A 19,049-nucleotide genomic window follows, 5' to 3' on the forward strand; every position below is an offset into this window, starting at 1 on the left:
GCGGGGAGGGTCATGCCGAGATCGACACGGGCCGGCGCAGGTACGTCTCGTCCTCGACCTGTGCGAGCACGAAGGCCGCGACATCGGCGCGAGCGATCTTCAGACGCAGACCGCTCTCGCTCCCGCCGAAGCCGTGCCGGACGGGCGCCGGGCTCTGGTCGGCGAAGGCGGAGGGACGCACGGTCGTCCAGTCCAGGCCGCTGGCCTCGACCACGGCCTCCTGGCGTACGTGGTCGGCGTAGGCCGCCCGCAGCAGCGCTCCGAACATGACGTACTTCCAGAACAGGTCGAGGTTGGCGCGGCTGGACCCGACCCCCAGGGTGGTCTGGCACACGAGGCGCCGGACGCCCGCTTCTCTCATCGCGGTGACGACGGCACGGGTGCCGGCCTCCCGGATCTCACCCTTGCGGCCGGCGCCGAGCGTGACGATGACCGCGTCGGCGTCTTTGACCGCCGGCAGACAGGCGGCCGGGTCGGTGACATCACCCACGACCACGTGCAGGCGGTCGTGAGCTGCGGTGACGCGGGCCGCATCCCGGGTGAACGCGGTGACGTGGTGGCCGGCGGCGAGCGCCTGGTCGACCACGAGCCGGCCGATCGTTCCGGTGGCGCCGAAGACGGTGATGTTCATGAGGACTCCTTCGTCGGGTGGGTGTCCTCATTCGACCGCGTACGCCGGGTGTTCGGCCATGGCCGTGACGCTCGACGGCATACGTCAGACGCTCAGTGCCGCTCCTCCAGCCCCACGGCCTCGCGCAGGATGCGGACGGAGTCGGTGAGGTCCTCGTCGTCGCGAGCCCGGGATTCCATCAGGTCGGAGAGGGCCGAGGCGATGACGTTGAGCTTCTCGTGCGAGGCCTCCTCCGAGCGCCGCCCGGCGTTCTGGAGCAGCACCAGGAGCAGCAACGACAGGACCGAGGATCCCGTGTGGACGGCGAGCTCCCACTTGGTGCTCGAGGACCAGAGGGGAAAGCTCACCGCCCACAACAGCAGGACACCGACGATCACATAGAAGAAGGGCGCATGGCTGACCACGGAGGTCACCACCTCGACGAAGCGCTCGAACCCGTTGCGCCCGTCACCTCGCTGGCGTGACTTCCTGGCCTCGTTCTCTACGGTCATGCGGTCACGGTAGCCCCGATCCGACCGCGGATCTCAGCCTTCGCGGATGGTCATCCGGGTGAGCAGGTCGCCGTCGAGATCGAAGACGAACCTCGAGCGGCCGTTGGCATGGGTGGAGCGCCAGTCACCGACCACTGTCACCGTGCTGCCGGAGACCTCGACCTCCTCGACCGCGAGGGTGCCCTGGGCACCGATGAACTCGTTGTCGCTCCACCCCTTGATCTGCTCGCGGCCGGTGAAGACACGGCCCCAGTCGTCGACGGCGCCACCCTCGGCGAAGGCGTCGAGAAACGCGGCCTCGTCGTGGCGGTTGACGGCGTCGATGAAGTCTGCGACCGGCCCCGGGATCGTCGTGTCAGTCATGTGCACTCCTCTCAGCGGGTGGTGTAGCCACCGTTGGCGAAGATCGTCTGGCCGGTGATCCACCAGCCCTCCGATGCCAGGAATCGTACGATCGGGGCGATGTCCTCGATCTTGGTCAGCTGGTTGCCCATCCCCTGGGACTTGTGGAACTCGACGCGCTCCGGGGTCTCCTGACCGTAGAAGAACGGGGTGTCCATCGGCCCCGGGGCGATCGCGGTGACCGATATCCCCCGCTCGGCGAACTCCTTGGCCGCCGCGCGGGTGAAGTGTTCGACGGGGCTCTTCCCGCCCGCGTACGTCGAGTAGCCGTCGGTGAACGCGCCGAGCAACGCGGTGACGATGGTGATGATCTTGCCGCCGTCGGCCAGGTTCTTGCCGGCCTGCTGGATGAAGAAGTACGCCGCCTTGGCGTTGATGTCGAACATCGAGTCGTACTCCTCCTCGGTGGTCTCGACGATCGGCTTGCGCAGCACCTTGCCGACGGTGTTGACAGCGACGTCGAGCGTGCCGAGGGCGGCCTCGGCGTCGGCGAACAGGCGAGTCACGTTGGCCGGCACGGTCAGGTCGCCCTGCAGGATGACGCCCTTGCGCCCTGCCGCCTCGACCGCGGCGAGCGTGCTCTCGGCCTCGGCGCGGGTCTGCTCGGAGTTGAAGTGGATCGCGACGTTCGCGCCTGCCTCGGCCGCCTGCCGGGCGATCAGGCCGCCGAGGTTCTTCGCTCCCCCGGCGATGAGGACGTTCTTGCCTGCGAGCGTGTGGTCCGTCATTGATATCCCCCATATCACTGATATTGGTTGATGTAGCGTTGCTACATTGGCTAACGTATCACCATGCCAGCTACGGCAACAAGCGACACCCGAGTGCGTCTCATCGACGCAGCCGCCGACCTGATCGCGGCAGCCCCCGGTGAAGACTTCTCGCTGCGCGCGGTCTGCGATGCGGTCGGCGTCAAGATGCCGACGCTGTATCACTTCTTCGGGTCCAAGCAGGGCCTCATCGACGCCGTCGTCGAGCGTGGCTTCGATCTCTACCTCGGCGAGAAGACCGCGATGGAGTCATCGGGCGACCCGATCCAGGACCTCCGGACGGGGTGGGACGCCCATGTCGCCTTCGGGCTGGCAAACCCGGGCTTCTACACCCTGATGTACGGCAAGGTACGCCCCGGCTACTCCCCCGCCGCCCAGTCACGCCCGAGCGAGATCCTGCTGTCCCTCACCACCCGAGCGGCAGACCAGGGACGGCTCGTCGTGCCCCCGGAGCAGGCAGCGGCCCACGTGCTCGTGACGAACATCGGCGTCACCCTCCAGCAGATCATCCTGGCCACCGCCGACCCCGAGCTCTCGGCGGCGGTGCGCGAAGGCACCATCGCCGCCATCACCGGCACGGGCGCACAGCAGAGGACCCCGCTCGCCGCGGCGGTCGAGATCGCTGCCGCCCACCCGGACGTTCTGGGCAGGGCCGAGACGCAGCTCCTGGTCGCATGGCTGTCGAAGCTCGGCGAGCGGACTCCGGAGACCGCGTAGAGCGCCAGCTCAGGCCGCGATGACCGAGGTGATCAGGACGTACGTGGCGGTGCCGGCGAAGATGCTCAGCGTCATGCTGCCGCGCCACAGGTGCAGGCCGACGGTGATCGCGAGAGCGAGGACGACCGGACCGGCTGACGTCAACACGACCGGGTCGGTCTCCCGCAGGGTGTAGGCGGAGAGGATCACCATGATCCCGACGGGCATCCGGTCACCGATGTAGGCCAGCAACGCGCTGTGCCGCAACGGAGCGAGCATCGCGAACGGAGCGGCGCGAAGGGTCCAGGTGACGGCCGCGGAGACGAGGACGGCGGACAGGACGTACCAGGGATCAGCCACGGCTGCTCCTACGGGCGGCGAGGGCGTAGGAGCAGATCAGCGCGGCACAGAACATGCCCATCGCGATCAGCAGCATGTTGTCCCGCGAGATCAGGGCCGCGACAATCGCGCAGCCGAGAGCGAGGACCGAGACGGGCACCGACCTCCGAACCTTGTACGCCTCGATCCCCAGCACCACGAACAGCGCGGTGACCGCGAAGTCGAGGCCGACCACCTGCGGCGGGATCAGCGACCCCAGCCCGGCACCGACCGCCACGCAGAGCACCCATGCCACGTGGAAGAACGCCTGGATGCTGACGATCCGCGCTCGCGACCAGCCGGCCGCCTCCGGTGTCGCGGTGAGCGCATACGCCTCGTCGGTCAGGGCGAAGGTGCTGTAGGCCTTCCACGCGCGGCCGCGCACCCGGTGCATCGGGAACGAGATGGCGTAGAAGACGTGCCGGAAGTTCACCAGCAGCGTGCTGACCGCGATCTGCGCCAACGGAGCCGCCGCGGCCAGCAGGCCGACCAGCAGGAACTCCATCGAGCCGGCGAACACGACCGCGCCGAGCACCGGCGCCCACCACCAGGCGAGGCCGGACTGGACCACCAGGACACCGAGCGCGAGCCCCAGCGGGACCACCGCGACACATGCGGGCAGCACGATGCGCCACCCTGCCGCGACCTCACTGCGTGCCTCGTTGCGCGTCTCGTCGCCCGCCTGGGGAACTGCCTCTGACTCCAGCACCTGCATGCCGCAAGCCTAGGAAAGTTCTGACGTCCTTGGGTTGCTCATTGACGATGCTATCGTGCCCATGTGCGCAACGATCATGCGATCGACGACCTGGATCGAGCAATCATTGCCGAACTCGAAGAGGACGCTCGGTTGAGCAACGCCGAGCTGGCCCGACGGGTCGGCCTCACACCGGCGCCCTGCCTGCGCCGCGTGCAGCGGCTGGAGAGCGAAGGCGTGATCAACGGCTACCACGCCAGCGTCGACCCGAAGCGCAGCGGCCGCGGGTTCGAGGTCATCGTCGCGATCGACATCGCGGTCAACGACGGCAAGACGATCGAAGACTTCGAGACCGCCGCCGTCGCCGTCCCCGAGGTCACCGAGATGCGCCGCATGCTCGGCCAGCCCGACTACTACCTGCGCGTCCAGGTCGCCGACCCCGAGGCGTACGAAGCGCTCATCCTCGGCACGATCTCCCGGCTGCCTGCGGTGAGCCGCCTGCTCTCGCACCAGACGATGCGCCTGATCAAGGGCTGAGCACCGCGTCCCTCCGCCGCCGACGGGACATAGGTCCCACGTGCTGGTAGCCCACCTGGCAAGAACGAACCTCGAGATGGCGGCGAGTGCGCGTCAGTCACCCGAACCAGGTGACGCCATGCCCCGGAGCGGCGACAAACGTCAGCGTCAAGAACACGCGACGGGCGGAGATGGCATGGCCAAGCAATTCAAAGGGATCGTCAACCTCGATGTGCGGGACTCGGTGCCGGACTGGGCACCCTTCCGCGAGCCGGCGGCGCCCGAGGGCGCCCCGAACGTACTGCTCGTTCTCTATGACGACACCGGCCTCGCCGCGTGGTCGCCATACGGCGGCCGGATCAACATGCCGACCATGCAGCGACTGGCCGACCAGGGGCTGACCTACACGCAGTGGCACACCACCGCGCTCTGTTCGCCGACCCGTTCCTGCCTGCTCACCGGGCGCAACCACCACCAGAACGGCTTCGCCCAGATCGCCGAGGGCGCCCAGGGCTTCCCCGGCCACACCGGCCACATCCCGATGGAGAACGCCACCATCGGCGAGGTGCTGCGCGAGAACGGCTACAACACCTTCTGGGTCGGCAAGAACCACAACGTCCCGCTCGATGAGTGGGCGGTCGGGGCGAGCAAGCGGAACTGGCCGCTGGCGCGCGGGTTCGACCGCTTCTACGGGTTCATCGGCGGCGAGACCAACAACTGGTTCCCGACCCTGGCCGAGGACAACCACTACGTCGACCAGCCCTATCTCCCCGAGGAGGGCTACCACCTCTCCAAGGACCTTGCCGACAAGGCGATCTCGTTCATCGCCGACAGCAAGACCTCCGCACCGAAGAAGCCGTGGTACCTCTGGTTCTGCCCCGGGGCCAACCACGCCCCGCACCACGCGCCGGAGGAGTACATCGCGAAATACGCCGGGCAGTTCGACGACGGCTACGAGGCCTACCGCGAGTGGGTGCTGCCCCGGATGGTCGAACGCGGCATCCTGCCGGAGGGCACGCAGCTCACCGACATCAACCCGCTGCCCGGCGACGCCGCCCAGCCGATGGACCACGTACGGCCCTGGGAGAGCCTCAGCGACGACGAGAAGCGGCTCTTCGCACGGTTCGCCGAGGTCTACGCAGGCTTCTCGGAGTACACCGACGCCCAGGTCGGCCGGATCATCGACTACCTCGAGGAGACCGGTCAGCTCGACAACACGATCGTCATGTACGCGGCCGACAACGGCGCCTCCGGCGAAGGCAGTCCGGACGGCACGGTCAACGAGAACAAGTTCTTCAATGCGTATCCCGAAGACCTTCAGCAGAACCTCTCAATGCTGGATCAGCTGGGCTCGCCGGAGACGTACAACCACTACCCGACCGGGTGGGCGACGGCGTTCTCGACGCCGTTCAAGATGTTCAAGCGCTACACCTACCAGGGCGGCGTCGCGGACCCGCTGGTGATCTCCTGGCCGCAGGGGATCGCGTCTCGCGGCGAGGTGCGCAACCAGTACCACCACGCGGTCGACATCGTGCCGACCATCCTGGAGTGCGTCGGCCTGGAGATGCCGGACTCGGTTCAGGGATATGCCCAGAGCCCGCTGCCCGGCGTCTCGATGAAGTACAGCTTCGAGGCAGACGGTCCGTCGCAGAAGGTCGTCCAGTACTACGAGATGTTCGGCACCCGAGCCCTGTGGCACGACGGCTGGCACGTCGTCGCCCAACGCGCACCCCAGCAGGGAGCCACAGCGGCGGACTTCCTCAACGACACGTGGGAGCTGTACCGCTCCGAGGACGACCGGTCCGAGTCGCGCGACCTCGCGGACGAGTACCCCGACAAGGTCAAGGAGCTGGTCAACCTCTGGTACGTCGAGGCCGGCAAGTACGACGTACTGCCGCTCGACAACCGGTCGCTCGAGGACCTCGTCAAGGAAATGCCGGTGGCAGAGATCCCTGAGGGCGGTATCTACCGCTACTACCCCAACACCTCCCCCGTGCCCGAGTTCGCCGCCGCCGAGATCCGCGGCCGGTCATTCAAGATCCTGGCCCAGGTGGACCTCCGGGACGATGCGGAAGGCGTGATCATCGCCAACGGCGCCCGCTTCGGCGGACACACCCTCTTCATCAAGGACCGCAAGCTCTGGTACGCCTCCAACTTCCTCGGCATCCCACCCGAGCAGCAGCTGGTCTCACCCGACGACCTGACGCCCGGAGCGCACGTGCTCGGGATGGAGTTCGCCAAGGAAGGCCACGGCGAGCACCACGAGGCGATCGGAACCGCGACGCTCTACGTCGACGACCAGGCGGTCGCCAAGGCCGAGTGGAAGACTCAACCCGGCCACTTCGCGCTGTGCGGGGAAGGTCTCACCGTAGGCAAGGACGGCGCCGACCCGGTCTCGCGGGAGTATTCAGCACCCTTCGCTCTCACCGGGGCCAAGATCAGAGTTGTCGAGATCAACATCGGCGACGACGTCTACCTCGACCTGGAGCGCGACTTCCACGCCGCGATGGCTCGAGACTGAGGCGGCGTCCGGGTCAGGCCGGGTCGGGTCACGTCGACAGCTGCTGTCGGCGTGACCTGGCCCGGACGGCCACCAGCGCACAGGCGATGACGGCGACTCCGCCGACGACGGTGGTCCCGGTGATCTGCTCGCCCAACAGCAGTCCGGCCCAGGCGATGCCCATCACCGGCTGGGAGAGCTGGACCTGGCTGACCTGGGCCATCGGGCCGATCGCCAGGCCTCGGTACCAGGCGAAGAAGCCGAGGAACATGCTGACCGCCGCGAGATAGGCGAACGCGCTCCATTCGATGGCCGTGGCTGTCGGGGGCTGCTGGGCCACAGCGATGCCGGTGAACAGGAGCATGACCGGGGAGGTGAGCACGAGCCCCCACGAGATCGTCTGCCACGACCCCAGCTCGCGCGAGAGCAGTCCACCCTCGGCGTAGCCGATCGCGCACGCGATGACGGCGGCGAACAGGAGCAGGTCCGCCAGGTGCAGCTCGCCGAATCCGCCGCCCTGGACCAGGGCGAAGGCGACGGCGGCGACCGCCCCGACGGCGGCAGCCGCCCAGAAGGAGGGTCCCGGACGTTCCTTGGTCCTCAGCACCGCGATCACGGCTGTGGCCGCCGGCAGGGTCGCGATGACGACGATCCCGTGGCTCGCCGGGACCGCGGTGAGCGCGAAGGAGGTCAGCATCGGGAAGCCGAGGACCACCCCAGCGCCCACCACGGCGACCTGGATCCACTGTCTGCCGCGAGGCGGCCTCTGGCGGGTCACCCAGAGCGCCACGGCGGCGAGCATCGCCGCGATCACCGCACGCCCGGAGCCGACGAACAGCGGGGACATCTGCCCGTTCTCGACGACGAACCGGGTGAACGGGACGGTGAAGGAGAACGCGGTGACACCGAGGAGGCCCCACCAGAGGCCGTGCCGCGAGCGCGATATCGGCGAGGCCAGATCGAGAGTAGCGCTACTATTGCTCTTCATGAACCACAGTAGCAGTGACGCCATCGTGACGGCACTCCGCGAGTGGATCACGGCAGCCCCCGCCGGTGCCCAGCTGCCGTCGACGCGAGCGCTGGTCGCCGAACACCGGGTGAGCCCGGTGACGGTCCAGAAGGCTCTGCGCGTGCTCGCCGCCCAGGGGCTCGTGGAGTCCCGCCCCGGGGCCGGCACCTTCGTCCGCGCGATCCGCGCTGCGCGTCCGCACGACTACGGCTGGCAGACCGCTGCGCTCGGCTCACCGCAGCAACGACTGCCGGGCCTGTCAGCGGCGATGCGTACGACACCCAACGACGTGATCGCGCTGCACTCGGGCTACCCCGACCGAGAGCTGCTTCCGGAACGGCTCGTCCGCGCCGCGCTCACCCGGGCCGCGCGCGGAGAAGCGGCCCTGGGGCGCCCGCCCGCCGCAGGTCTGCCCGAGCTGCAGACCTGGTTCGCGGCCGAGCTCGGGACGAGCATGCCCCCGGGGCTCGCTCCACCGTCGGCAAGCGACGTCGTGGTGCTTCCCGGCAGCCAGATCGGGCTGAGCACGGTGTTCCGTGCGCTCGTCGGCCCCGGGAACCCGTTGCTCATCGAGTCTCCGAGCTACTGGGGCGCGATCCTCGCCGCCGCGCAGGTCGGCGTCGACCTGGTCCCGGTCCCCAGCGGACCGCACGGCCCCGATCCCGACGAGCTCGACCGCGCGTTCGCGCAGACCGGGGCTCGCGCGTTCTACGCCCAGCCGAACTTCGCCAACCCCTCCGGCGCCCAGTGGTCACCCGATCTGGTCGAGACCGTGCTCGGCATCGTGCGCGAGCATGGGGCGTTCCTGGTCGAGGACGACTGGGCCCATGACTTCGGCATCACCGCCGACCCGGTTCCGGTCGCCTCGCGCGACGACCACGGGCACGTCGTCTACCTGCGGTCACTCACCAAGAGCGTCTCCCCCGCGATCAGGATCGCGGGCCTCATCGCCCGTGGCCCTGCGCGCGACCGGATCCTCGCAGACGCCCAGGCGCAGGCGATGTACGTCAGTGGCGTCCTGCAGGCCGCCGCGCTCGATGTCGTCACCCAGCCCTCCTGGCGAACCCATCTGCGTGCGCTGCGCGGACAGCTCGCCGCGCGGCGCGACCTGCTCGTCGACGCGCTCCGCGAGCATGTGCCCACGGCACACCTCGACGCCGTGCCCCAGGGTGGGCTGAACCTCTGGCTTCGTCTCCCCGAGAGCACCGACCTCCCGCGGCTCGTCCGTGACTGCGAGGCCGAGCGCGTCATCGTCACCGCAGGCGACGAATGGTTCCCCGCCGAACCGGCCGGGCGCTACCTGCGCCTCAACTACTCCGGACCGAACCCCGGCGCGTTCCCCGACGCAGCACGCGTCATCGGGACCCACGTAGCGGCCGGCTGAGGTCAGACGGATCGTACGCAGCGGAACCCGATGTGGCTCGTCGCGGTGTCGTCGGCCTGGGGCGAACGGGCCGCCGGACGGTAGCGCAGGCAGTATTCCGGCGCGCACAGGTGCGAGCCGCCCTTGAGGACCCGGCGCGGGATCGTCGAGCCGGGCTCGGCGCTGGCGACCGCCTGGGCCTCCTCGCGTGACGACGGCCCGCAGCGGCACTCGTCGCCGCACCCGCCCTGGTCGGCGAGCAGGTCGACCCGTTCGCGAGGACGCTCGGGGTCGTGCTTCTCGGCGTAGAGGTCGGTCGTCCACTCCCAGACGTTGCCGATGCAGTCGAGCAGGCCATAGCCGTTCGCCGGGAAGGTCCCCACCGGTGTGGTGCCGACCCAGCCGGCGGCACCGGTGTTGCGCCAGGGGAAGGAGCCCTGCCAGGTGTTCGCCATCAGGCGGCCTTCCGGCCGCAGCTCCTCACCCCAGGCGTACGTGGCACCGGCCAGCCCGCCACGGGCGGCGAACTCGAACTCCGCTTCCGTCGGCAGTCGCTTGCCGGCCCACGCGGCGTAGGCCTGGGCATCCTCCAACGCGACCTGGGTGACCGGGTGGTCCTCCCGGCCCTTGACCGAGGAGCCGGCACCGAACGGCGACTTCCAGCTCGCCCCCGCTCCCCATCTCCACCACTGGCGCCAGTCGCGCAGGTCGACCGGCCCCCGGGTGGGCACGAAGACGAGCCCACCCGGGACCAGATCGGCGGGATCGGCCCCCGGAAAGTCTGCCGGGTCCAGGGGACGTTCGGCCAGGGTGACGTAACCGGTCTCCGCGACGAACGCCGCGAACTGGGCGACGGTCACCGGGTGGAGGTCGATCTCGAACGCGGCGACCGTGCGCTCATGGACCGGCCCTTCGTCCGGGTAGAAGGCTTCCGAGCCCATCGTGAACGTGCCTCCGTCGAGGCGGATCATGCGGGATGGTTCGGACGTCTCGGCCACGACAGCCGACTCTACGCGGGAGGTGCCGGGAACCATGAGCGTACGCGTCTCCTCGCTGCTAGTCGCGCGCCATGGCTGCGAGCGCCTCGGTCTCGAGATCGAGGTAGCTCTCGTCGCTGACGTCGACGGCGACACCGAGGATCTTGCCCCCGGTGAACCTGAACGGCGCCCGATAGCTGCGGCTGACCGCGTCGGCACTGTCGAAGCCGACGCAGAGACCGTCTCCGCACAGCGTGAACTTGCCGACCTGGGCACGCATCTCCCCCGTGGCGACGATCTGGTCGTCGACATAGAGGTTGGTGGTGCCGACCGACTCCTTGTGCGGACCGGCCCCCTCGCGGATGAACTCCATGCCCAACGCGTGCGGTCCCGGCGTCAGCGGCTCGGAGACGAAGGTCTGCTCAGGCGGGATGCCGAGGAAGTTGTAGACGTAGTGCAGCTTGTTGTCCTTGATGAACAGCGCGTGGCCACCGAAGCGCGAGCCGTGCGCGAAGATCACGCCTTCGGCGCCTTCACTGATGTCGACATCCGCGATGATCTTGTAGGAACGGCCGCGCACGTTGACCGCAACCCCCTCAGGGACCGCCCCGCTGCCGGGGTAGTAGACGTACCGGCTGCGCGGCGGCTCGGCCTGAGGTCGCTCGACCGTGATCATCTCCAGCGCGGAACGGTCGTCGAGCGGAAGCCCGTGGTACTTCTCGGCTTCCTCGAACCAGGCAGCGACCAGCTCCTGCACCTTCTCCGGATACTCGTCGGCCAGGTTCTTCGACTCCGCGCGGTCCTCGTCGACGTGGTAGAGCTCCCACCTGTCTTGGTCGAAGTTGCCCTTCCCGGTCAGCGGGGCGTGGGTGGCTGCTGCCTTCCAGCCGTCCTGCCAGATGCCTCGAGTGCCGAGCATGCAGTAGTACTGGCGCTTCTTCGTGGTCGGCGCATCGGCGCTGTCGAAGCTGTAGGCCATCGACACACCCGGCAGCGGCTCCTGCTCCACACCGCGGTAGACCTCCGGCATCTCGAGGCCGGCGAGCTCCAGGATGGTCGGCACGATGTCGGTGACGTGGTGGTACTGGTGCCGGATCTCGCCCTTCGCCTGGATACCGGCCGGCCAGTGGATGACCAGCGGGTCGCACGTCCCTCCGGAGTACTGGCTGTAGCGCTTGAACATCTGGAACGGTGTGCTGAAGGCGGCCGCCCAGCCGGTCGGGTAGTGGTTGTAGGTCTCCGGCGAACCGAGCTTGTCCAGCATCGCGAGGTTCTCGGCGAGCTCGTCGGGATAGCCGTTGAAGAACTTGTTCTCGTTCACCGACCCGGCGTCCGATCCCTCGCCCGAGGCACCGTTGTCGGCGCAGTAGAACACGATCGTGTTCTCCAGCTGGCCCGTCTCCTCCAGGTAGTCGATGAGCCGACCGACCTGGGCGTCGGTGTATTCGCTGAACCCGGCGAAGACCTCGGCCATCCGGGCGAAGAGCCGCTTCTCGTCCTCGGAGAGCTCGGCCCACGGCGTGACGTGGTCGGCCGGGTTGGCCTGGTCGTCGGCCACCGGGTTCCACGGTGTCAGCTCGGTGCCCTCGGGCAGGACGCCCTTCTCGATCATCCGCGCGAGCACCCACTCCCGGTAGGCGTCGTAGCCGTCGTCGAAGACACCCTTGTACTTGTCGATGTACTCCTGCGGGGAGTGGTGCGGCGCGTGGTTGGCCCCGGGGCAGAACCACATGTACCAGGGCTTGGAGGGGTTGGAAGCGTTCTGGTCGCGCAGCATCTTGATCGCGTTGTCCGCGAGATCCTTGGAGAGGTGGTATCCCTCCTCAGGCGTGTAGGGCTGCTCGATGTAGTGGTTGTCCTCGACGAGGTCGGGGTACCAGTTGTTGGTCTCACCACCGAGGAACCCGTAGAACCGGTCGAAACCCTGCTGCAGCGGCCACTGCTTGCGGCTGGCCCCGGCGGAGTTGTCCTCTTCCGGGACGTTGTGGTTCTTGCCCAGCCAGAACGTGCTGTAACCGTTGTCCTGGAGGATGTGCCCGATCGTGGCGCACTCCTCGGGGATCCGGCCGGCCTGACCCGGGAACCCGTTGGTTCCCTCCATGATCGAAGCGACCCGGTTCGTGGTGTGGTTGCGTCCGGTCAGCAGGCAGGACCGGGTCGGCGAGCACAGCGCAGTGGTGTGCCACTGGGTATAGGTCAGCCCGTTGTCGGCCAGACGCTGCAGCGTCGGCATGTTGACCCGGCCGCCGTAGGGCGACCAGGTGGCCATGCCGGTGTCGTCGTAGAGCACGACCAGTACGTTCGGCGCGCCATCCTTCGCCTTACGAAGCTCGTAGGGCGTCCAGTCGGGGACAGAGTCCCTGACATCCAGGTTGACGACGCCGTTGAATTCCTTGTCGGTCATGCACATCCCCTTCTCCGATAAGCCGGACCGCTCCATCCTTGAACCATGTCGGCCCGGTTCACCTCACCCGGTTAAGGTGAAGCGAACCGGGCCGCATCAGGACCGGGGAGCGCCTTGCAGGCTCAGCCTGGGGTGCCGCGGCGGCGCCGGCGCGCGTACGCGATCATGGCCGCGCCGGAGCCGAGCAGCAGCACGGCCAGGATCGCCAGCGGGGCGACCACCGGGGCCCCGGTGTCCGGGAGGCTCCCGCCGGGACCGGGCGTTGGCCCAGGAGTGGGCTCGGGCGTGGGGTCCGGAGTGGGCACCGGGGTGTCACCGTCCTCGATCGGGGTGATCGTGGTGCAGTTGGCGTCGTCCTTGTCGAGACACGAGCCGCCGGATCCACCGTCGGGGGTGACCACGTTGACCAGATCACCGTCGCCGGAGACCGGGTCCTTGACCGTGACCGTGTAGGTCACCGTCACCGTGCCGCCCACCTCGAGCGGTCCGGACCAGCTCAGCGTGGGCGCGTCGTAGGACGTGTTCCCGGCCGTGGCGGACGCGTCGTCGTTGTAGGTCGCGTCGTCGAGGACGTCGGACAGGTCGTCGCTGAAGCTCGCCGGAGCGTCCTCGGTGTAGGCGACCTGGCCGGTGTTGACGACTCGTACGGTGTAGCTGACGGTGTCGCCGGACGTCACCGTCTTCTTCGGCTCCACCGACTTGTCGACCTCGAACGCCTGGACCGGGTCGGTCGTGGTGCACTCGTCCGCAAGGGCCGACGCCCGGGCGCGCTTCCCGTCCACGAAGCAGTTGGACTCACGCGGTCCGACCACGGCGTTGGTCAGGGTGCCGTCGCCGCTGAGCGGGTCGTTGACCGTCACCGAGTAGGTGATCGTCGCCGTCTCGCCCTTCGCCAGCGGACCGGACCAGGACAGCGTGGGCTCCGCGTACGTCGCCGTGCCGATGTCGGCAGCAGCGTCGTCGTTGTAGGTCGCATCGTCGAGCACCGCGCTGAGGTCGTCGGTGAACGTCGCCGGCTCCTTCGCGGTGTAGTCGGCCTGACCGGTGTTCTTCACGGTGACCGTGTAGGTGACCGTGTCACCGGGGTTCACCGCGCCGTCGGGCTCGACGGTCTTGGCGATCTCCAGCTCCTTGGCCGGCACGACCGTCGAGCATTCCGGCTCGGTGCCCTCGACACAGCCCGACTCGGGCGGGCCGACGACGCCGTTGGTCAGGACGCCGTCCCCGGTCACGGGGTCGTCGATCGTCACCGAGTAGGTGATGGTGGCCTTCTCGCCCGGCTTCAGAGCACCCGACCAGGACAGCTCGGGCTCGACGTAGGAGACCTCCCCGATGTCGGCGGTCGCATCGTCGTTGTAGCTGGAGTCGTCGAGCACCTCGGTGAGGTCGTCGGTGAAGTTGGCCGGGTCGCGGTCGGTGTAGGGCGCCTGGCCGGTGTTCTCCACCGTGACCGTGTAGGTCACCGTGTCACCGGGCACGACGTCCTCGGCGTCGACCGTCTTGGTGATCTCGAGATCCTTGACCGGAACGTCGGTGGTGCAGTCGGCCTCCGTGCCCTCGACACAGTTGGACTCCTCGGGCCCGACGACGGCGTTGGTGAGGATGCCGTCACCGGAGATCGGGTCGTTGACGGTGACCGAGTAGGTGATCGTCGCCGTCTCCCCCACCGCGAGCGCTCCGGACCACGACAGCGTCGGCTCTGCGTACGTCGGTGTGCCGACATCGGCCTTCACGTCGTCGTTGTAGGTGGCGTCGTCCAGAACGTCGGTGAGGTCGTCGGAGAAGGTGGCCGGCCTGCGCTCCGTGTAGGGCGCCTGGCCGGTGTTCTCCACCGTGACCGTGTAGGTCACCGTGTCGCCCGGAACCACCGATCCGCTGGGCTCGGCGGTCTTGGTGATCGTCAGCTCTCTCACCGGGATGTCGGTGATGCAGCCCTTCTCGGTCCCCTCGTCACAGCCGGACTCGTCAGGACCGACCACCGCGTTGGTGAGCACCCCGTCGCCCTCGACCGGGTCGTCGACGGTCACCGAGTAGGTGATCGTGGCGGTCTCGCCGGCGGGCAGGGCACCCTCCCAGGACAGCGTCGGTTCGGCGTACGTCACCTCGCCGACGTCCGCCGTGGCGTCGTCGTTGTAGGTGGCGTCGTCGAGGACATCGGTCATGTCGTCGGAGAAGGTGGCCGGGTCCTCGGCGGTGTAGTCGACCTTGCCGGTGTTCTCCACGGTGACCGTGTAGGTGACCGTGTCGCCTGCGGTCACCGAACCGGACGGGTCGGCGGTCTTGGTGATGTCGAGGGACCGCACCGGCACGTCGGTCGTGCAGCCCTCCTCGGTGCCCTCGTCGCAGTTGGACTCCTCGGGCCCGACGACGGCGTTGACCAGCAGGCCGTCGCCCGTCGGCGGGTCGTTGACGGTCACCGAGTAGGTGATGGTCGCCGTCTCCCGCGGCGCGAGCGGCCCCTCCCACGACAGCCTGGGCTCGGCGTAGGACGTGGTGCCGACATCGGCGCTCGCGTCGTTGTTGTAGGCAGCGTCGTCGATGACCTTGGTGAGGTCGTCGGTGAACGTGGCCGGGTCCTCGGCGGTGTAGGTCGAGGTCCCGGTGTTCTCCACCGTCACCGTGTAGGTCACCGTGTCACCCGGGACGACCGAGGCCGGCGCGTCGGAGGTCTTGGAGATCGTCAGGCCCGGGTTGGGGTCGGCGACGTTGGTGAACGTGCAGACCACGGCCGCCCCGACGCTGCCGACCGTCTCCGGCACCACGAACTCTCCCGACGAACCGTCGCCGCTGGCGACGACATAGTCCGGATCGGCAGGGTCGACCGTCTCGTTGACGCACTCCCAGGTGGTGACGTAGTTGGCGAGGTCGGTGTCCCCGGCACCGGTCTCCGTCACGGTGTAGGACTCCCCGGCGCGCGCCATGATCGGGCCGGCGACCTCCTGGGGCTCGTCCTGGACGCCGTCGTCGGTCCCCTCCGTCGTGCCCTCGACCGTGCCCTCGGCGATGCCACCGCCGGTGACGGCGACGGTGAACTGGTCGTCGGGGTAGATCCGGCCCTGGACCTCCTTCTGCGCCATCACGGTCGGCGGGGTGGCGCACGATGCGAGATCGACACTCACCCCGCTCGGGGACAGCGTCTCGGTGTTGACCACCTCGCCGGAGGACGGATGCACCTGGAACAGGGTGCTCGAGCTGGCGAGGTAGATGTAACCGAGGACGTCGACGGCGAGACCGTTGATCGGGGCCGAGGCGGTGATCGTGACGATCCGCTTGCCGTCCATGCGCTGCGGGACGGTCTGGCGAGTGCTCGGTAGCGGCCCGCTCACGACGTACATGTCGTTGGAGGTGTTCCCACCCGCGGTGAGATAGAGATTGCCGAGGGCGTCGAACGCCCAGTCACCGTTGGCTCCCGGCGTGCTGCCGAGCTCGACCACCGCGACCTGGCCGAGCGCGGTCTCGGTGGCCGGGTCGTAGGCGTAGACGAGGGCGGTGGTGCCGACGATGCGGCCGTAGTAGTAGAGACCTGTGCTCGGGTCCACCGCGCCGTGGGTGAAGTTGCCTCCCTCGGCCGCGGTCGACGTCGTCTCCCCGGTCGAGGAGTTGAACCGGTGCACCGCGCCGTCGTTGTGGGCGAACGCCCACATCCCGTCGGCGGAGATCCCGAGCGCGTTGGTGTTTGCGGAACCGCGACTCGGGTTGACCTGGAAGGTCGCGGCGAGGTTGCCGTTGCTGGTGTCGACCTCGTAGATGTTGTGCGGGCTACCACCCTGGATCGACCACAGCGTGTCACAGGCGAAACCCGGCGCGGCCGCCTTCGGCCGCTTCGCGGCCGACCGTTGGGTGTCCTGCCGTTGGGTGTCCTGCCGTTCCGCGCCTTGCGGTTCGGCGTCCGGACCCGCTCCGCGGCTTGCCGACGAGGGCGTCGCGATGGTCATCATCGCAACCACCAGCGCCAAGATCAGCCCCAGCCCGAAACTGCGACGGGCCAGGCTGACGCCGCGGAACCGCGACCGACCTCGCACATAGGAACGGAACGTCGAAGCCAAACCAATACCCCCAAGAAGTTCTGTCGAGCGCCCACAAACACACGCGCCGGGGGTCAGACTCACATATCTCTACCCCAAAATCGGGTATTTCGATGCCGCATCGGCAAATCCGAGGCAGCAAGCTCTCCGCTACTGCCGAGACCCGGTGTCGAACGCTTCGCGAAGCTGTCTCGATGCGGACCGCGGCGTTGCACCGGCCCGCCAGATGCCGAGCAGCAGGTCCGCCCTGGGCCGTCCGGGCTCGGTCCAGCTCGGGCCGAGTCCCGCCTCGACCAGCACGTCGATCAGGACATCATCGGCGGCCGAGCGCGCGTCACCCCAGGCCCGTGCGTACGCCTCGTCGACCCGCGCCAAGGTCTCCTCGGTCTCCGTGATCGCAGGCACCGGGGCGGCGACCGCTGTCCGCGAGTCCCGTCGGTGACGCAGGAACAGGATGAGGAAGTAGACGAGGGCACCGATCCAGCAGAAGACCAGCACCATCGTGATGTCGAGGACGTCCAGAGCGACGACCCGACCTCGGGCAACGGCCCCACGGATGATCACGAACAACGCCACGATCACCGGGATGTTCGACAGCAGGAGCATCACGGTCCACGACGTCTCGACCTGGCCAACCATCGCAGTTCCACTCCGTCAGCCGAGACCTAGCCAGCGGATCCTAGCCGCATCCACGCCGACCGCCGCCGGCCGGGATGCCTCGGTCAGTCGATGCCTTCGACGATGCGGAAGTCCCGCTCCGCGCCGTCGGCGAGGGCGGCCAGCGCCTCTTGGTAGGCGGCGCTCTCGTGCGTCGCGACGGCTTGCTCGAAGCTGTCGAACTCGATCAGGACGGTGCGCTCGGCGATCCCGGCTTCGTGTGCCACGACCCGACTGCCACGGGTGAGGACCCGACCGCCCCCGGCCTCGACGGCCACCGGGGCCAGCTTGCCGTAGGCAGCCAGCTTCTCGGGGTCCGAGATGTTGCGGTAGACGCTGACCCAGTAGCCCTTGGGCATGGAACCTCCAGTGTTGGCGTGAGTGCAGGGACAACCGATGACGGCCGTCGCTCAGACGTTGAAGCGGAACTCCACGACGTCGCCATCCGCCATGACGTAGTCCTTGCCCTCCATGCGTACCTTGCCGAGGTCGCGGGCTTTGGCGACGGAGCCAGCGGCGATGAGGTCGTCGTAGGAGACGATCTCGGCCTTGATGAAGCCCTTCTGGAAGTCGGTGTGGATGACACCGGCTGCCTCGGGGGCGGTGGCGCCCTTCGGGATCTCCCACGCGCGGACCTCCTTGGGGCCGGCGGTGAGGTAGGTCTGCAGGCCGAGGGTGTCGAAGCCGACACGGGCCAGGATGTCCAGGCCGGGCTCCTCGACGCCGGCGTCGGCCAGGAACTCGCGGGCCTCGTCCTCGTCGAGCTCGACCAGCTCGGACTCGAACTTCGCGTCCAGGAAGATCGCTTCGGCGGGGGCGACCAGCTCGCGCATCGAGTCCTTGAGGGCCTCGTCGGCGAGCTCGTCGGAGTCGCAGTTGAAGACGAAGATGTAGGGCTTGGCGGTGAGCAGCATCAGATCGCGGATCAGCGCGCGGTCGATCTTCGTGGCGATGATCGGGGTGCCGGCCTCGAGGGCCTCCTTGGCCTCGACCACAGCGGCGAGGTTCGCCTTCAGGTCAGGCTGCTTGCGCGACTCCTTCTCCAGCCGCGGGATGGCCTTCTCGACCGTCTCCAGGTCGGCGAGGATCAGCTCGGTCTGGATGGTGGAGATGTCGTTGGCGGGCTCGACCTTGCCGTCGACGTGGGTGACGTCGTCGTCGCGGAACACCCGGGTGACCTGGCAGATCGCGTCGGACTCACGGATGTGGGAGAGGAACTTGTTGCCCAGGCCCTCACCCTGCGAGGCGCCGCGCACGATGCCGGCGATGTCGACGAACTGCACCGTGGCCGGGAGCAGCTTCTGCGACCCGTAGATCTTCGCCAGCTCCGGCAGCCGCTCGTCGGGCACCCCGACGACACCGACGTTGGGCTCGATGGTGGCGAACGGGTAGTTCGCCGCGAGGACGTCGTTCTTGGTCAGAGCGTTGAAGAGGGTCGACTTGCCCGCGTTGGGAAGTCCCACGATGCCGATGGTGAGTGCCACGATCGACAATCCTAGAGTCGTACGCCGACCACGGCCGAAACGCGGACGGGACCAG

Annotated in this window: 17 protein-coding genes; 4 read left to right on the forward strand and 13 right to left on the reverse strand. The window is 68.3% G+C overall.

From position 1 onward, the window contains the following. Positions 1-10: 10 nt before the first annotated feature. The 4 genes from WBG06_RS17745 to WBG06_RS17760 form a co-directional block, all read right to left on the reverse strand. Positions 11-631, reverse strand: coding sequence for an NAD(P)-dependent oxidoreductase (locus tag WBG06_RS17745; RefSeq protein WP_336738255.1), 621 nt, complete (start codon positions 629-631; stop codon positions 11-13). Between the two features lie 92 nt (positions 632-723). Beyond that, on the reverse strand, positions 724-1,122 hold the full coding sequence (locus tag WBG06_RS17750) for a low affinity iron permease family protein (RefSeq protein ID WP_336738256.1): 399 nt from the start codon (positions 1,120-1,122) through the stop codon (positions 724-726). A gap of 33 nt (positions 1,123-1,155) precedes the next feature. Next, complete coding sequence (locus tag WBG06_RS17755) at positions 1,156-1,485, reverse strand: nuclear transport factor 2 family protein (protein ID WP_336738258.1); 330 nt, start codon at positions 1,483-1,485, stop codon at positions 1,156-1,158. Between the two features lie 11 nt (positions 1,486-1,496). Then, positions 1,497-2,252, reverse strand: a complete 756-nt coding sequence (locus WBG06_RS17760; protein ID WP_336738259.1) for an SDR family oxidoreductase — start codon at positions 2,250-2,252, stop codon at positions 1,497-1,499. A 63-nt stretch (positions 2,253-2,315) separates the two neighbouring features. Between WBG06_RS17760 and WBG06_RS17765 the strand changes: the two genes are divergently transcribed. Next, positions 2,316-3,008, forward strand: coding sequence for a TetR/AcrR family transcriptional regulator (locus WBG06_RS17765; RefSeq protein WP_336738260.1), 693 nt, complete (start codon positions 2,316-2,318; stop codon positions 3,006-3,008). A gap of 9 nt (positions 3,009-3,017) precedes the next feature. On the opposite strand, the gene WBG06_RS17770 is transcribed toward WBG06_RS17765, so the two are convergent. Both WBG06_RS17770 and WBG06_RS17775 read right to left on the reverse strand, forming a co-directional pair. After that, entirely contained in the window at positions 3,018-3,347 is a 330-nt protein-coding gene (locus WBG06_RS17770) for a branched-chain amino acid transporter permease (protein WP_336738261.1), read from the reverse strand. Beyond that, positions 3,340-4,080: an AzlC family ABC transporter permease gene (locus WBG06_RS17775; protein WP_336738262.1), complete on the reverse strand. Its 741-nt coding sequence runs from the start codon at positions 4,078-4,080 to the stop codon at positions 3,340-3,342. Before WBG06_RS17775 ends, WBG06_RS17770 begins: the two co-directional genes overlap by 8 nt. Positions 4,081-4,143: 63 nt before the next feature. On the opposite strand from WBG06_RS17775, the gene WBG06_RS17780 reads away from it, so the two are divergent. Both WBG06_RS17780 and WBG06_RS17785 read left to right on the forward strand, forming a co-directional pair. Further along, complete coding sequence (locus WBG06_RS17780; protein WP_336738263.1) at positions 4,144-4,596, forward strand: Lrp/AsnC family transcriptional regulator; 453 nt, start codon at positions 4,144-4,146, stop codon at positions 4,594-4,596. 175 nt (positions 4,597-4,771) lie between these two features. Continuing rightward, complete coding sequence (locus WBG06_RS17785; RefSeq protein ID WP_336738264.1) at positions 4,772-7,096, forward strand: arylsulfatase; 2,325 nt, start codon at positions 4,772-4,774, stop codon at positions 7,094-7,096. 28 nt (positions 7,097-7,124) lie between these two features. On the opposite strand, the gene WBG06_RS17790 is transcribed toward WBG06_RS17785, so the two are convergent. Continuing rightward, positions 7,125-8,063: a DMT family transporter gene (locus WBG06_RS17790; protein WP_336738266.1), complete on the reverse strand. Its 939-nt coding sequence runs from the start codon at positions 8,061-8,063 to the stop codon at positions 7,125-7,127. Between WBG06_RS17790 and WBG06_RS17795 the strand changes: the two genes are divergently transcribed. After that, positions 8,062-9,468 carry an aminotransferase-like domain-containing protein gene (locus tag WBG06_RS17795; RefSeq protein ID WP_336738267.1) on the forward strand — a complete coding sequence of 469 codons (1,407 nt, stop codon included), beginning with the start codon at positions 8,062-8,064 and terminating at the stop codon, positions 9,466-9,468. The genes WBG06_RS17790 and WBG06_RS17795 overlap by 2 nt on opposite strands. A gap of 2 nt (positions 9,469-9,470) precedes the next feature. On the opposite strand, the gene WBG06_RS17800 is transcribed toward WBG06_RS17795, so the two are convergent. The 6 genes from WBG06_RS17800 to ychF all read right to left on the reverse strand — a co-directional run bounded on the left by WBG06_RS17800 (position 9,471) and on the right by ychF (position 18,994). Further along, positions 9,471-10,445 (reverse strand): formylglycine-generating enzyme family protein, encoded by a 975-nt coding sequence (locus WBG06_RS17800; protein ID WP_336738269.1) that lies wholly within the window; start codon positions 10,443-10,445, stop codon positions 9,471-9,473. A 58-nt stretch (positions 10,446-10,503) separates the two neighbouring features. Continuing rightward, positions 10,504-12,828, reverse strand: a complete 2,325-nt coding sequence (locus WBG06_RS17805) for an arylsulfatase (protein ID WP_336738270.1) — start codon at positions 12,826-12,828, stop codon at positions 10,504-10,506. A 122-nt stretch (positions 12,829-12,950) separates the two neighbouring features. Then, a complete protein-coding gene (locus WBG06_RS17810) occupies positions 12,951-16,763 on the reverse strand; it encodes a DUF7927 domain-containing protein (RefSeq protein ID WP_336738271.1) in 3,813 nt (1,270 codons plus the stop codon). A 240-nt stretch (positions 16,764-17,003) separates the two neighbouring features. Continuing rightward, entirely contained in the window at positions 17,004-17,492 is a 489-nt protein-coding gene (locus tag WBG06_RS17815) for a hypothetical protein (protein WP_336738272.1), read from the reverse strand. Positions 17,493-17,575: 83 nt separating this feature from the next. Beyond that, positions 17,576-17,869, reverse strand: a complete 294-nt coding sequence (locus WBG06_RS17820) for a DUF1330 domain-containing protein (RefSeq protein ID WP_336738273.1) — start codon at positions 17,867-17,869, stop codon at positions 17,576-17,578. A 51-nt stretch (positions 17,870-17,920) separates the two neighbouring features. Continuing rightward, positions 17,921-18,994 carry a redox-regulated ATPase YchF gene (gene ychF, locus WBG06_RS17825; protein ID WP_336738274.1) on the reverse strand — a complete coding sequence of 358 codons (1,074 nt, stop codon included), beginning with the start codon at positions 18,992-18,994 and terminating at the stop codon, positions 17,921-17,923. Positions 18,995-19,049 lie beyond the last annotated feature (55 nt).

Origin of the sequence: Nocardioides sp. CCNWLW239, assembly GCF_037137035.1 — a bacterium.
Classification (GTDB): Bacteria; Actinomycetota; Actinomycetes; order Propionibacteriales; family Nocardioidaceae; genus Nocardioides.